This is a genomic window from Mycobacterium vicinigordonae, from assembly GCF_013466425.1.
In the GTDB taxonomy this organism is placed as follows: Bacteria; Actinomycetota; Actinomycetes; order Mycobacteriales; family Mycobacteriaceae; genus Mycobacterium; species Mycobacterium vicinigordonae.
Genome location: NZ_CP059165.1, coordinates 194,068 through 207,561 on the forward strand (window position 1 = coordinate 194,068; position 13,494 = coordinate 207,561).

At 66.4% G+C, this 13,494-nt stretch carries 15 protein-coding genes; 3 read left to right on the plus strand and 12 right to left on the minus strand.

Going from position 1 to position 13,494, the window contains the following annotated elements; all coding sequences use genetic code 11:
* Positions 1 to 30: 30 nt before the first annotated feature.
* From H0P51_RS00875 to H0P51_RS00885, 3 genes are read right to left on the minus strand one after another with little or no spacing between them, the layout of a single operon-like run.
* Complete coding sequence (locus tag H0P51_RS00875) at positions 31 to 888, minus strand: LLM class F420-dependent oxidoreductase (protein ID WP_180916196.1); 858 nt, start codon at positions 886 to 888, stop codon at positions 31 to 33.
* Positions 889 to 942: 54 nt separating this feature from the next.
* A complete protein-coding gene (locus H0P51_RS00880) occupies positions 943 to 2,178 on the minus strand; it encodes an FAD-dependent oxidoreductase (RefSeq protein ID WP_180916198.1) in 1,236 nt (411 codons plus the stop codon).
* Positions 2,175 to 2,972: a TetR/AcrR family transcriptional regulator gene (locus tag H0P51_RS00885; RefSeq protein WP_213016742.1), complete on the minus strand. Its 798-nt coding sequence runs from the start codon at positions 2,970 to 2,972 to the stop codon at positions 2,175 to 2,177. The genes H0P51_RS00880 and H0P51_RS00885 overlap by 4 nt, the downstream gene beginning before the upstream one ends.
* A 120-nt stretch (positions 2,973 to 3,092) precedes the next feature.
* Between H0P51_RS00885 and H0P51_RS00890 the strand changes: the two genes are divergently transcribed.
* Positions 3,093 to 3,809, plus strand: coding sequence for an NUDIX hydrolase (locus tag H0P51_RS00890; protein WP_180916200.1), 717 nt, complete (start codon positions 3,093 to 3,095; stop codon positions 3,807 to 3,809).
* On the opposite strand, the gene H0P51_RS00895 is transcribed toward H0P51_RS00890, so the two are convergent.
* Entirely contained in the window at positions 3,776 to 4,012 is a 237-nt protein-coding gene (locus H0P51_RS00895; RefSeq protein ID WP_180919290.1) for a hypothetical protein, read from the minus strand. The two genes, H0P51_RS00890 and H0P51_RS00895, sit on opposite strands and share 34 nt — an antisense overlap.
* Here H0P51_RS00895 and H0P51_RS00900 point away from each other — a divergent pair.
* Positions 3,978 to 4,811 carry an acyl-CoA thioesterase domain-containing protein gene (locus H0P51_RS00900; protein WP_180916202.1) on the plus strand — a complete coding sequence of 278 codons (834 nt, stop codon included), beginning with the start codon at positions 3,978 to 3,980 and terminating at the stop codon, positions 4,809 to 4,811. The two genes, H0P51_RS00895 and H0P51_RS00900, sit on opposite strands and share 35 nt — an antisense overlap.
* 28 nt (positions 4,812 to 4,839) lie before the next feature.
* Here H0P51_RS00900 and H0P51_RS28820 read toward each other — a convergent pair whose 3' ends face one another.
* The 6 genes from H0P51_RS28820 to H0P51_RS00925 all read right to left on the minus strand — a co-directional run bounded on the left by H0P51_RS28820 (position 4,840) and on the right by H0P51_RS00925 (position 9,979).
* A complete protein-coding gene (locus H0P51_RS28820; protein WP_281373856.1) occupies positions 4,840 to 4,971 on the minus strand; it encodes a hypothetical protein in 132 nt (43 codons plus the stop codon).
* Positions 4,972 to 5,367: 396 nt separating this feature from the next.
* Positions 5,368 to 5,796 carry a hypothetical protein gene (locus tag H0P51_RS00905; RefSeq protein ID WP_180916204.1) on the minus strand — a complete coding sequence of 143 codons (429 nt, stop codon included), beginning with the start codon at positions 5,794 to 5,796 and terminating at the stop codon, positions 5,368 to 5,370.
* A gap of 68 nt (positions 5,797 to 5,864) precedes the next feature.
* On the minus strand, positions 5,865 to 7,076 hold the full coding sequence (locus H0P51_RS00910; protein WP_180916205.1) for an acyl-CoA dehydrogenase family protein: 1,212 nt from the start codon (positions 7,074 to 7,076) through the stop codon (positions 5,865 to 5,867).
* Entirely contained in the window at positions 7,073 to 7,723 is a 651-nt protein-coding gene (locus H0P51_RS00915) for a TetR/AcrR family transcriptional regulator (protein WP_180916207.1), read from the minus strand. The genes H0P51_RS00910 and H0P51_RS00915 overlap by 4 nt, the downstream gene beginning before the upstream one ends.
* Before the next feature lie 85 nt (positions 7,724 to 7,808).
* Positions 7,809 to 8,759 (minus strand): NAD(P)/FAD-dependent oxidoreductase, encoded by a 951-nt coding sequence (locus tag H0P51_RS00920; RefSeq protein ID WP_180916209.1) that lies wholly within the window; start codon positions 8,757 to 8,759, stop codon positions 7,809 to 7,811.
* Positions 8,760 to 8,761: 2 nt separating this feature from the next.
* On the minus strand, positions 8,762 to 9,979 hold the full coding sequence (locus H0P51_RS00925) for a GNAT family N-acetyltransferase (RefSeq protein ID WP_180916217.1): 1,218 nt from the start codon (positions 9,977 to 9,979) through the stop codon (positions 8,762 to 8,764).
* A 211-nt stretch (positions 9,980 to 10,190) separates the two neighbouring features.
* Here H0P51_RS00925 and H0P51_RS00930 point away from each other — a divergent pair, with 211 nt between their 5' ends.
* Entirely contained in the window at positions 10,191 to 11,591 is a 1,401-nt protein-coding gene (locus H0P51_RS00930) for an MFS transporter (protein ID WP_246398959.1), read from the plus strand.
* Here the strand turns inward: H0P51_RS00930 and H0P51_RS00935 are convergent.
* Together H0P51_RS00935 and H0P51_RS00940 are read right to left on the minus strand one after the other, a co-directional pair.
* A complete protein-coding gene (locus tag H0P51_RS00935) occupies positions 11,576 to 13,087 on the minus strand; it encodes an FAD-dependent oxidoreductase (RefSeq protein ID WP_180916219.1) in 1,512 nt (503 codons plus the stop codon). The two genes, H0P51_RS00930 and H0P51_RS00935, sit on opposite strands and share 16 nt — an antisense overlap.
* Positions 13,084 to 13,479, minus strand: coding sequence for a hypothetical protein (locus H0P51_RS00940; protein WP_180916221.1), 396 nt, complete (start codon positions 13,477 to 13,479; stop codon positions 13,084 to 13,086). The genes H0P51_RS00935 and H0P51_RS00940 overlap by 4 nt, the downstream gene beginning before the upstream one ends.
* Between the last annotated feature and the right edge of the window lie 15 nt (positions 13,480 to 13,494).

The following is a 13,494-nucleotide window of genomic DNA, read 5'->3' on the forward strand; positions in this document are numbered from 1 at the left end:
CTTAGGGTAGGCTAACCATACTAGGGCCTATTAAACCAAGTCGGCGGCTACCTGCTCCAGGGCGGACAGGTGGGCGTCGACCCCCATTAGGCCCGCCCCCATGGTGTTCACCGAGACGTGCGTGGCCCCCGCGGCCTTCCACGCGGCCAGGTCGGCCACCGCCTTGTCCCGGTCGCCGGACCAGCTGACCCGGCCCTCCATCCCCAGTTCGACAGCTGTGCGGCCGGCTGCCTCCGCGGCGCGTTCCACCCGTTCGCGCGCCTGGTCGAGCCCGGGTCCAGGCTCCATCATGGGGAACCAACCGTCGGCGAGCCGCCCGGCCCGCTCGTAGGCGCGATCGGTTGCCGCACCAAACCACACCGGGATCGGTTGCTGCCTGGGCCGCGGGGTCAGGCCCGCCCCGATCACCGTGTGGTACTTGCCTTCGAAGCTGACCGATCGTTGCGTCCAGAGCTTGCGCATCAGCTCGACCTGCTCTTCGGAGCGCCTGCCGCGGTTGTTGAAGCGCTCGCCGAGCGCCTCGTATTCGACGGCGTTCCAGCCCAATCCGACGCCCAGCCGGAACCGGCCACCGGTGAGCAGGTCCACCTCGGCGGCCTGCTTAGCCACCAGCACCGTTTGCCGCTGCGGCAGGATGATGACACCGGTGACGAGTTCCAGGGAAGTGATCGCGGCCAGATACCCGAAGACGACGAACGGCTCGTGAAACGTCGAGTCGATGTCGTACGGGCCCTGCCAACCCTGGTGCACCGCGGGGTCGGCGCCCAACACGTGGTCATAGGCGAGGATGTGGGTGAACCCCAGTTCCTCGACACGTTGACCGTAAGCGCCCACAGCGCCCCGATCTCCGCCGAGCTCGGTTTGCGGTAAGACGACTCCTATGCGCATTACGCGTTCAACCCCGTCATACGGTGATAACTTCCCGCACGGCCATACTCCGAATCAATCGGGTGGCCGGCGCGCGAACTGTGGCGCGCGTTCCGGGCGCAGGCCGACTCCGACCGCGTACGCGGGTACTGCTGACAGCGCCGGAAGCCGGCTCAATACCGTGCCGACCGCGCGCTCGGCGCGCGGAGACAGCTCGGGTAGTTCGCCGTCGAGGACGACGTCACTGAGACCCCGGTGCAGAAGTAGCTGGACCGACTGGGTGACGACCGCCGGCAGTTTTCTCCGCCGCTGCACGGCGGCCAGGTCCGATTCGCCGAGTCGGTGCGTGGCCAGCGGGGTGGCCAGGATGCCGGCCGCGGCTACCGCATCGGCCACGGCGAGGTTGATGCCAACCCCACCGACCGGTGACATCGCATGGGCGGCATCTCCAATGCACAGCAGCCCGGGCCGGTGCCATCGGTGCAGCCGGTTGACGCGGACGTCGAGGATCTTGACGTCGTCCCAGGACGTCAGGGAGTCCACCGAGGCTTCGGGGACGAGCTCGGCGACCTCGGAACGGAACCTGTCCAGCCCGCGGGCGTGCAGTTGCTGTTCCCCTCCCTTGGGCAGGAAGCAGCCCACCTGAAAATAGCCTTCGCGGGGGATAAGGATTAATGCTCGCCCTGGTGAAATACGCGGCGTCAGTTGATAATTGATCTCAGCGACGGCGTCGAGCCGAAACCAACCCACATCGAAAGGCACGGCGAATTCCCGAGGGACCAGCCGGGCTGCCCGGCGCACATCCGAAGTACGCCCGTCGCACGCGACCGTGAGATCGGCGCGAAGTTCGCTGTCGCCCTCGGGACCCCGGTAACGCACGCCGGTGATGTTGTCACCCTCGCGGAGCAGGCCAGTGACTTCGCTACGCATGCGCAGTGTGAACGTCGGCTCGGCGCCGCCGGCGTCGGCCAGCAAGTTGAGCAGGTCCCACTGCGGCACCAGCGCAATGTAGGGATGCGGCTGATGCAGGCGACCGAAGTCGACGACCGTGACGTTGCGGCCGCCGAGATCGAAGGACGCCTTCTCTAGCTTGCTCTGACGCAGCGCCTGAAAGCGGGGGAACAGGCCGAGGTCGTCGAGCAGACGCAGGGTGACGGGATGAACCGTGTCGCCGCGGAAGTCGCGCAGAAAGTCGGCGTGCTTCTCGAAAACGGTGACTTCGATGCCGGCCCGGGCCAAAAGCAGGCCCAGCACCGTACCGGCCGGTCCGCCGCCCGCGATCGCGCAGGTCGTCGTCTCGTTGGACGTCATGATTTGCTCCGTTTCTCTCGTGTCGCGACTGCGCGGACGAACGTGTCGGCGAAGACCTCGCACACGACATCAAGGTCGGGAAGCGTGACAAGGTCGGTGCGCTCGGCCAGTGGCCGCATCAAGAGGTGAATCATCATCGGGGCCATGAGTTGCTGAATGAGCAGCGGCATCGGCAGCTCGCGCACGCGGCCCGCTGCGACTTCGGCGGACAGCCACCCCCCGACCAGCCCCAGCATGCGAGGAAAAGCGTGCTCGATCAGGACTGTGACGGACGGGCTGGACGGGCGCGCGAAGACTTCGGCGAACATGGCCGGGACCACGCGCGGCGGCCGGGCCAGCTCGCGGGCCAGCACAGAGTAGAAGCCAAGTACCGTCTTCCGCAGATCACGTTCGTGTGGTCGGGCGAAGAATTCCTCGAGGTCCAAGACGGGACTGTGCCGCTCGAAGACCGCACGGAGCAGCCCGTCGCGGGTGCCGAAATTCGCGTACAGACTGGGCACCGAGCATTCCGCGCGTACTGCGATGGCTTCCAACGTCGCCGCCGCCAAACCATTTTCCTCGATTAGAATCGCCGCGGCATCCGTTGCGCGGATGCGTACCGGCGCACCACCGGGATCCACTCCGCGTCCCCGGACGGCGTGGTCGAGCGCGGTGCGTGAGCCGCCGAGCCGGCGCAACAAGGTGCTCCGCGACATGCCCGCTTGCCGAGCGATCACGCCGACCGGGATATCGGCGACGTCCTTGCCAAGTTCCTCGGATGCACGCAGCGCTGCCTCGATCGCCTCCGCGGGCACTGGCGTAGCCGGTTCGGTCTTGCCGTACACCGCGCCCACCTCACCGTTGAAACGCTAATATACCTAACATACATTACGGTATCAGAGTATCTAGCAGGCGTCGGGGCCTATGGTCGAACGGTGACCCTCAGTTACGACGACGAGCTGCGCGAGCAGATCCGGGTGCGGTTGGCCCAGCACGACCGGCGCGTGGTGACCGATCCCACCAAGCGGCACGCAGCCGTGGCCGTCGTACTCGTCGACTCCGAGCTGGGCGAGGACCGGGTGGATCCGGCGCCGGTGGACGCCTGGATCGCCGACCGGCCGATGCCCGGCGGCCTAGACGGTCACATGGTCGACGTAGCAGGCGGTGCTGCTTTTCTGTTGTGCCGCAGAACGTCCCGCCTGTCTTCGCACGCCGCGCAGTGGGCACTGCCCGGTGGCCAGCTCGATCCCGGCGAAACCATCATCGATGCGGCGTTGCGCGAATTGGATGAGGAGCTCGGGGTCAGGCTGACAGAGTCGTCGGTGCTGGGGCTGCTTGACGACTATCCGACGCGGTCGGGTTACGTGATAACTCCCGTCGTGCTGTGGGGTGGCGGCCGGATCGAACTGCGTCCCGCGCCCGACGAGGTGGTCGCGGCCTACCGGGTGGGTCTGCACCAGTTGCTGCGTGAGGATTCACCGCGTTTCATTACGATTCCGGAGAGCCCGCGGCCCGTGGTGCAGATTCCGCTGGGCAACGACCTGATCCACGCCCCTACGGGAGCGGTGTTGCTGCAGCTACGGTGGTTGGGTCTGGAGGGTTGCCACGACCCGGTCGCTCAGTTCGAGCAGCCGTTATTTGCATGGAAATAGGCTTTGCTAGCCGGGCACCAGGTGGTGCCGTGGCGTTCGACGACCAGATCGCCGCTGAACCGTAGGACTTCGCTGACCAGGTCGCGATCTTGGTTGCAGTACGCGATGACGATGGCGTCCAAGCCGGCCCGCGACGGCAAAGCTGCGGGTGTGCTGTAGAAAAACGTTGTGCAAGCCAACCCTTCCGACGGCGCCGCGGACACAGCGTCACCGTACTTCGTCCGTGACGGAAAAAGTTATGTGCCAACGGCAATCGCACGTGGCGGCTGGGGCCCCTCGCTCAGTGGCCACGTCATCGGCGGGCTGCTCGGCTGGGCGGCCGAACGCGCCGTCGACGACCCGCAGTTCCACCCCGCCCGGCTCACCGTGGACCTGCCCCGCCCAACCGTGTTCCAGCCGATCGACGTGCGCACCCGGGTGCTGCAGGACCGCCGCCGACTGCGACTCGTCGAGGCGGTGCTCATGCAGGACGGCAACACCGTGGCGCAGGCGAGTGCGCTGTTCCTCAAGCGTGGCCCGCAGCCGGATGGCACCGTGTGGTCGATGCCGGTGCAGATGCCGGCGTTGCCCCGCGACAGCGCGGACGCCCAGTCATTGTTCATCCGCACCTATGGCTGGGGCAGCGGAGTCCAGAATCCCGATCCGGACTGGACCGACGATTCGGGCCCGAAATACACCTGGCTGCAGGAAACCCGCCCGCTGCTCGATACCGAGCCGATGACCGCCTTCACGCGTGCGGCGATGGCCGGCGACATCACCGCGTCGATCGCCAACTGGGGAAGCAAGGGCCTGGAGTTCATCAATGTCGACTACACCCTCACGTTGAGTCGGCTGCCCAAAGGATCCGAGATCGGGCTGGCCTCCCTCACGCACTACAGCGACGATGGAGTCGCTACCGGTTCGACGGTGCTTGTCGACCGCGACGGCCCAATCGGCAACGGAGTTTCGATCGCTATCGCCCAGTCCGGATTTCGTCCGAGCTCCGGACCGACCGGAGACTGACGGGCAACTCCAGCCGGTGCAATCTAAATCAGCTCTGGCGGTGTTGGTTTCGCCGCAGACGCACGAATCGACTGGCTGCGGCGGCCGCCGCCAGCACCGCAAGTACGGTGAGCAGAGCCGCCGAAGCCGACAGCACGATCTCGGTGAGCAGCAGTGGCAATCCGAAGCCAAACGTAGGTCACCGCGTAGAAAGCACCCGTCACCGCACCTCGGTTGTGCTGTGGCGCTGCGGCTTCCAAGTCGATGAGGCCTTCGCGCAGGCACAGTCCCGATGCGCAGCCGAGCAGCACCAGCAGTGACAGGCCCAGAGCCACGGGAATATCCGGCGGAGTCGCTGCCAGGGTGAGGTAGCCGAGAGCAGCGAGTAACGCGCCGACTGTCCCGGCCCGCCCGCCGCGCCGACGGCAACATCGCCAGGCAGACAAAACCAGCACCGCCAGCGCTTGCGAAGCGAAACGGTAGCCGAGGCGACGGCTGATCGGCTCTATGGCGGCGGCCCCGCCACCCTGGCGGCATTGTCGGCGGTGAGGGCCAGCGCCACAACGGCGCGGCCTATTCAGCTACCCGGCTCCACGTGAATATTCCTGGCGCCCTTAGCATTCCGCAGCCCCGAACAATTCACGCATCCGACACATCCAACACAGTCGGTGCAGCGCACGCACGCGACACACCCGACGCACCGGGTGCACGCGATGCATGCCAGGCACGCCACGCATTCGCGGACGGCCAGGCACATCACGGTCAGCAGACTAGTGATCACCCCGACGCTTCCCGCGGTGGCCGCCGATCCCGCGACTGCGATGCTGCCGGCGGTCGCGGCCGAGCCGGCGACCGCGATCGAGCCCGCCGCCGTTATGGATCCGGCCACCGCGACGCTTCCCCCAACGGCGGCGGACCCGGCGACCGCCGCGCTGTCCTGCACGGCGATCGAGCCCACGATCGAATCATTGTCGCCGGCGACCGCCGCATTCCAGGGGAGTGCCATAGAGGTCATCATGGCAGTCCGGCCATCCAAGGTGAAGGCCGCACCGGCGTGCAGGCCCCGAACCAGGCTCAGCGGATAGCCAACCCGGTGATTGCCCGCGAAATGACCAGACGCTGAATCTCACTGGTGCCTTCGAAGATCGTGAAGATTTTGGCGTCGCGGTGCATCCGCTCCACGGGGTAGTCGCGCGTGTAGCCGTTGCCGCCGAGAATCTGGATGGCTTCGTCGGTGACGTAGACCGCGGTCTCGCTGGCCACCAGTTTGGCCATCGAGCCCTCGGCGGATTCGAAGTTCTGGTTGTTGCGCGCCATCCAGCCCGCCCGCCACACCAGCAGACGAGCCGCGTCGACGCGACTCTTCATGTCGGCCAGCTTGAACGCCACGGCCTGAAACTCGCCGATCTTGCGGCCGAATTGCTCACGCTGGCAGGCATAGTCGAGTGCGTACTCGTAGGCGGCGCGGGCCACGCCGACGGCCATGGCGCCGACGGTGGGCCGGGTGCGTTCGAAGGTCTTCATCGCCGCATGGCCGCGCGCCGAGGTACCGGACTTCACCCGGGCGATCCGCTTTTCGAACTTCTCGCGTCCGCCGAGGATCGCATCCTCGGGTAGCCGGACGTTGTCGAGCACAACCTCGGCGGTGTGGGACGCGCGGATGCCATGCTTCTTGAACTTCTGACCCTGGGCCAGGCCCTTGGTGTTCGGGCCGATGACGAAGCTGGCTTGGCCGCGGGTGCCCAGCTCGGGATAGACCGAAGCGACCACGATGTGCACGTTGGCGATTCCACCGTTGGTGGCCCAGGTCTTGGTGCCGTTGAGCACCCACTCGTTGCTGGCCTCGTCGAAGCGGGCCCGGGTGCGGATGCCGCCGACGTCGGAGCCCGCGTCGGGCTCTGAGGAGCAGAAAGCACCGAGCTTGGGTTCGGCTGCGGTACCGAACATCTCGGGTAGCCACTGCCCGAGCTGTTCTGGGGTCCCGTTGCCCGCCAATGCCGCGGCCGCCAACCCGGTGCCCATGATGGACAGCGCAATGCCCGCGTCGCCCCAGAACATCTCTTCGAATGCGGTGAGCATGCCCAGGCCGGTCTCCTCGGCGGCCTGCTGCGCGAAGAAGTCCGGGGAATACAGTCCCACCTTGGCGGCCTCCTGGATGACCGGCCACGGAGTTTCCTCGCGTTCGTCCCATTCGGCCGCTGCCGGGCGGATGATGTCGGCGGCGAACTTGTGCACCCAGTCGCGCACCTCGATCACATCGTCGGTGAGCTGCATCGAGAATGTCATGCGTTTTCTCCTGAATTTGTTTGGTGTGAAGCGGTTTTCGCATTGCGATGCTGTGCGAGTACGCTGAGCGTCTGGTTAACCCAGGCTTCGAAGTAGCGGTCCTCGTCGATGTTGCCGGGCAGACGCCCAGTGAGCGCCTGCAGCGTCGACGCGTAAGACAGTGACCCGATCGCGGCGGCCGCCGCCGCTTCGGGGTCGGGGATGCAGGTGCGACCGGAACGGTTGGAGGCTGCAAGTTCGTCGGCGAACCGCTGATAGGCGTTGTCGGTGATCACCTGCCAGGTCTTTTCATCGAGATCGCCGAGCTCCTCGGGTTCTCGCAGCATGACCTTGAGCAGGTCTTCGCTCTGCTTGAGGTTGCTCCAGATCAGCTCGCCCGCGGTGCGCACCGCCTGTTCGACGCTTTCGGGTTCTCCTGCGTCGTACTGCTCGCGTGCGGCTACAACGCTGCCGATTCGGTGCTCGACGGCAGCTTCGAGTAATTCGCGCTTAGAGCCGAAGTGCTTGTAAAGCGCGCCCGAACCGGGCGCCAAGCCGGAAGCGCGTTGAATGTCGGCCACCGAGGTGGCTGCGTAACCCTTGGCGGCGAACAATTTCAGCGCCTCGGCCAACAATCGATCGCGTCCGCGGGTGCCTTCGGCTGGCATGGTGAGAGAGTAATCACTCACCGTACTGCTAGGCAACTTTGAAGACTGTGTTCTGGCACACGCCGGGTCAGTTACCCGGTTACACCTATTGCAGGTTCCCCAAGTCGCTGGGCGGTTCGTCGTTCAACAGCGACTGAGCGAGTAGCTCGCCCAGCAGTGGGCCGAATTTCATCAGGTTGCTGCCGACAAACGCGATCACCGCGCCACGGCGCGCGAGGGTCCAACCGTCGCCCCCGGCGTCGAGCCATGATGCGCGCGCGGTCACGCAGTCCACCGAACCCAGCGGAGTCAACGATGGGAACAATCTTCGCACCGCCGCCGGATCCGGTGCCTGCTGACCGAAAGCCCAACGACCGGTACTGCCGATCGGTAGACCGTAACCCGATGGCGACGAAAGGCAGCTGGCTTCAACGGCATTGACACCGGTGTAGGTGAATCGGGTATGCGGCGCGAACGTGACGTCGAGCGGACCGAACAGCGTCGGCGTCCGCACCCCGGCGCAGATCAGCACCCGATCGGCACGCAGAACACCACCGCCGGACAATGTTGTCGAGCCGTCGTCGGCGACCGACACCACCTCGGCACGCCTTATGGTCACCCGCCGCGCCAACGTCACCAGGGCACGCCGGATCCGCAGACTGCCACCGAGCGGGTCGAAAACCGCCGTCTCCCAAGGCGCATCCAGGAACGGAATCCGGTCGGCGATACCCTTCCGGTCGAGCCAGCAGAACGTGGCCCCGGCGTCCGCCATCGCGGTCGCGGTGTCGTCGCAGTCGCCAGCGGCCACGAATCCCTCCGTGCCCAACAGGCGGCCGACGCCGAACTCAGACTCCCAGCGCTGCCAACCGGCGCGGGCGTCGAGAGCCAGCCGGCACAACGCCGGGCGCCGGTGGGCGATCCGGAATATCCGAGCCAGCCCCACAGACTGCTCGGCGAACGGCTCGCCGCGCTCGCACACTATCGCGTCGACGCCCTGGCGGGACAACGCATACGCCGTTGCAAGGCCGCATATTCCGGCACCGACGATGACGATCATCGTCAGAAGAAGAATCCGGCATGTGGCGCCCGGGGCACCGCGAACAGCCGATCGGCCTCCTCCAGCGCCGCAGTGTCGTCTCCGGTGACCAGCCCGGCGGCCGCAAGACTTTGCCAGGGCGTTCCGCCGAGCAGCACGGCAGCGAGGCCGGCCACGTCGACGCGCAGCTGGGGAGGCCGGTCGGTTGGTTCGGCGCCGTCGGGTGTGACAGCGTATGTTGCCGAATTCTTCTGTAACAGAGTGTCATTGACCGCAATAGCGACGCAGTCTCCGTCGGCGTAACGGCGGGCGCCCAGTGCGGCGCGAACGTCGACGACGCGAAGCCAGGTTTCGTCGTATACGGCGGTCACCTTCGCAGCCCGACGGTCGAGGAGTAGCAGGGGCAGCGGATCATCGAGGGGCAGCATCCAGAACACCACGCGGTCGATGAGATCCAGCCCGAGCAAGAACCGCAGCAGCCCGAGGTAAGCATCGGCGGTGGGCGCAAAGAAGTCCTCGACCACGATGGTGCGCTGGTCGCTGATGAACCACCGCTCGGTGTCGATTGGACGGTACCGGGCGAACCCGGACTCTGATCCCGGGTCACCGTGCACTGCCGCATAGGCAGGCCCCGGTGTTGCCTGCTGGCGCAGGCGTAGGCTGCGCCACCATGCCGGCGATCGGTCGACAGTGCCGGGTCTCGTCGGCCGATTCTGAGAATAGATGCGCGGCAACACTTCCCAAGTCTCGCTGGGCTCCAGCAACCGCACCGGTCCACCTGTTGCGACACCGGCACGCAGCTCCGCCCGTGCCGTCACTACTTCCACGCTTTGTGTCGAACTCGCCACGCCGTAGCCGTATCGCTCGTAGATCGTGGCCTCCGAGGCCCGCAGTGACGCGACGGCCTCCCCGCGGGCGGCAAAGTCCCGTAGTTGATGGTTCACCAACTCGGTGGCGATGCCCCTGCGGGTGAACGACGGGAGCACTCCGATGTGAGTCACCGCGGCGTGGTCCACAACCGCGCCTCCGGGCAGGGTCAGCCCGCTGGTCGCGGCGTCGGCGGTGCCGACGAGTCGCCCGTCGACGAAGGCGCCGATGGTGCGGCCGGGTTCCAGCAGGGTGGTGATCTGGCCAGGCTTCAGTTGGGACAGGGGCGGGACGGCGATCATGGCGGTGCGAAATACGTTCGACGCGGCGATCAGATCTTCCTCGGCGTCCAGCACGCGGATATCGGTGGTCACCCCGCCATCATTGCGTGCGCTTGCGCAGCAACTCCAATGCCGGCGGCGAAACTGCCTCGCGGCGCAGGACGACAGTGGCGCCGTGGCGGGGACCCCGATGCTGGCCAATCCAGGTGGGACTTACCGTGGGAAAGTGGTCGACGGAGTTGATGCGCTCGAGGATTCGGTGCTGGCGGGCCGCAGTGGGCGCCCCGCTCCGCTGATCGCCGCCATGAGCCTGGTGGTGCTCACGGTCGCGGTGCTGCAGACGGCGGTGGTTCCGGTGCTCGGCGTGATCGCTAGCCAACTACACGCCACGCCGACGGGTGTGAGCTGGGTCGTCACCGCAAACCTGCTCAGTGCCGCCGGGGCCACGCCGCTGATAGGGAGACTGGCGGATCGCTACAGCAAGAAGGCGGTGCTGTTGGCGGTCCTCGTCGTAGTCCTGGCCGGGTCGCTGATCGCGGCGGCAACCACGTCCCTTGCCCTACTCATCGTCGGCCGGGTGTTACAGGGTGCATCCTTTGGCCTCTATCCGGTAGGGGTGGCAATTCTGCGGGCGGAATTCCCCGAGCCGGTGGTGGTGCGGGCGCTCGCCGTGCTCTCAGCGACGCTCGGGTTCGGCGGCGGAATCGGACTGGTGGTAACGGGCCTGCTGATGTCGGGGCAGGCCGGGTACCACCGGGTGTTCTGGCTGGCAACGGTTTTCGTCGTCCTAGTGATTGCCGCAGTGATCGCCCTGGTACCGGACCGCGCGGGCGCAGGTCACGGCTCCATCGACTGGCTGGGCGCGGTGGGACTGGCTGCCGGGCTCACCGGTCTAATCCTGGTGGTGACACAAGGCAGTCACTGGGGATGGCTCGCGGCGCGGACGATCATGGTGGCTGTGGCGGGGCTTGCGACGTTGGTGGCGTGGTGGCGATGGGAAGGCGGCCGCCCGCACCCGCTGGTGTCCACCTCGATGCTCACCCGACGGACGATGCTGATGACGAATCTGTCAACCATCCTGGTCGGAGTCGGCCTGTACGTCTCATTCCTGGGCCTGACTCAATTCGTTCAGACGTCGCGCACGGCGGCGGGCTACGGGTTCTCCTCGACGGTGCTGTATTCCAGCGTCGTGTTCCTATTGCCCGGCGCGCTGGTCGGAATGGTCATGGCCACCGCCAGCGGTCGTTTCATCGACCGCTTCGGTGCACAGGCGGTGCTGGTCGTAGGCGCGGCGATCGGTGCGGTCGGGTTCACGCTGCTGGCCGTGGCGCACGACGCCAGGTGGCAGGTGATCGTGGCGGGGGTGTGCATGAACATCTACGTCAGCCTGGCCTACGGAGCGTTGCCTGCCGTGGTCGTCGGAGAGGCCGGACCCGACGAGACCGGGATCGCTACCGGCATCAACGCGATCGCCCGCACGATCGGCAGCTCGATTGCGGCGGCGCTGGTCGCCGGTGTACTTACGGCGTCGCACGGACGGCAGGGCCTGCCCGCCGAGGCGGCGTTCGTGGCGCTGTTCGTCCTCGGCGCGGTGACGGCTGCGGCGGTGGCCGTGTTGATCGCGGTGTCCGGTGTGCGAAACCGTGTGAGTGAGCCTTCGACCGGTCGTGTCGACGCACAGGCGCTGAATCACGAGTGGGGCTGACCGGGCTTTCGTGGAGCTGCCACGCCGGTGCCTACCCCGGCATCCGGGTGGCTAGCGGCCGCTCGCGCCAATCCGGTCCACCGGGAGAGCGCGGCCGTCCACGCCGCCCGATCCCGTGAATCACCGGCCCATGCAATGTATCCATCGGGCCGAACCAGCACCGCGGGCCCGTCGTCCGCGCGCTCGATCTGCCGCACATCGGTGGTGACCTGATCGGCGCCGCGTTCCCTGATGAAAATGAAGCCAGGTGTCCGCTGCAGTTCGGTGAGTCGGCCTTGCGCCAATGGAATCTGCGTAGCGCGGGTGCCCACCATAGGGTTCTCGTCGCGTCCGTGAGCGTAGCGCAAGGTTGTCCCGGCGAAGCTGCCGGCTACGGCGTCGCGGAATCGCGGTAGCCTAAGTAGCTTGGGCACCAGTAAGTTTCGCAGTGCGCGAGCGATGCGCGGATGCAGCGTCACGCCGCGCGCAATTAGGCCGGATTGCCACAGCACGCGTTTGCCGATCGGATGACGTTCGTTGTGGTAGGTATCGAGCAACGTGCCGTCGGCACCGGCGAGCACCGCATCGAGCTTCCAGGCTAGGTTCACCGCATCCTGGATGCCGGTGTTCATGCCCTGCCCGCCCATCGGCGAATGCACGTGGGCGGCGTCGCCGGCCAGGAACACGCGGCCGTGTCGATACTTCGTGACTTGCCTTTCGTCGCAATGGAATCGGGACTTCCATTCGATTTCGAGCACTTCGAGCTCAGCGCCCATCGTCTTCTTCAGGATGCCGATGATCTCCTCGTCCCGCACCGGTGCGCTGTCGGGTACCTGGTGGTTGCGGTCCCACGCCATTGCCCGGAACCAGGCGCCCTCGGCATCGCTGCGTAGGTAGGGAGCGAAGAACGCGAACGTGTTTCGCGTGCTGCCGACCCGCAAACTCTCGCCCGACCGCCGGTGCGCCAGTTTGATGTCGGCTAGCACAATCGACGATAGGAGCATCTTGCCGGGAAAGTCCGCGCCCACCAATTCGCGCACCGTGCTATGCGCACCGTCGGCGCCGATCACATACTGGGCCCGCCAACGTGATCCGTCGCTGCTCGTGACCGTCACGCCGTCGGCATCCTGTTTGATTCCGGATACCTCGACACCACGCCGGATGTCGGCGCCCTGCGCCGCGGCGTAATCGTGCAGTGCCCGATCGACATTGATCTGCGGGGTGATCATGACGAATCGGTACGGCGAGTCCAGATGTGTCAGGTCGATCCGCGCGCCACCGAAAATCGTCACGCCCGACGCTTTGTTTGCTTCGGCCAGCAGGTCATCCGCGAGTCCGCGCGCATCGAGAACCTCGAGGGTGCGGGCCATTGTCGCGAATGCGCGGCTGGATGGGCTGACCGTTGGCCAGCGGTCCAGCACGATCACCGACCGACCGGCCCGCGCAAGATCACCAGCCGCGGTGAGTCCGGTCGGCCCGGCGCCGACGACGACGACATCCGTCTGATTGGCGTTCATCGCGGCACCGGGTACCAGCGGCGGATGTCGTCCGGCGTTGCGGTGGCCGCGTAGTTGAAGACGAAGCGGCAGCCCGGCTGGGTAACGTGCGCGGCGTTGACGATCGATTCGAACAGCAGCGTGTTCGCGGCGACCAGTCGGACGCCGGCACCGATGAGTACGGCGTCGTAGCGCTTGGCTGCCAGCCATTCTCGGGCCTTGGCGGCGCCCTTGTCGCCGAAGTCAATTAAGCAGCTATCCACCCGGTAGCCGGCAGCGCGCATCGCCGCGACGTTGTCGTCATTGGCGGCACGCAGATTTGCTGGGGAAAGGCCAGGAAAGGGGGCGAAGTCGGGCGACGAGTAGTCGATTACGTCCGGATCGAGCCCGATCTGGATGGCGGTGACGGGCATGGCCACGACCTCCTG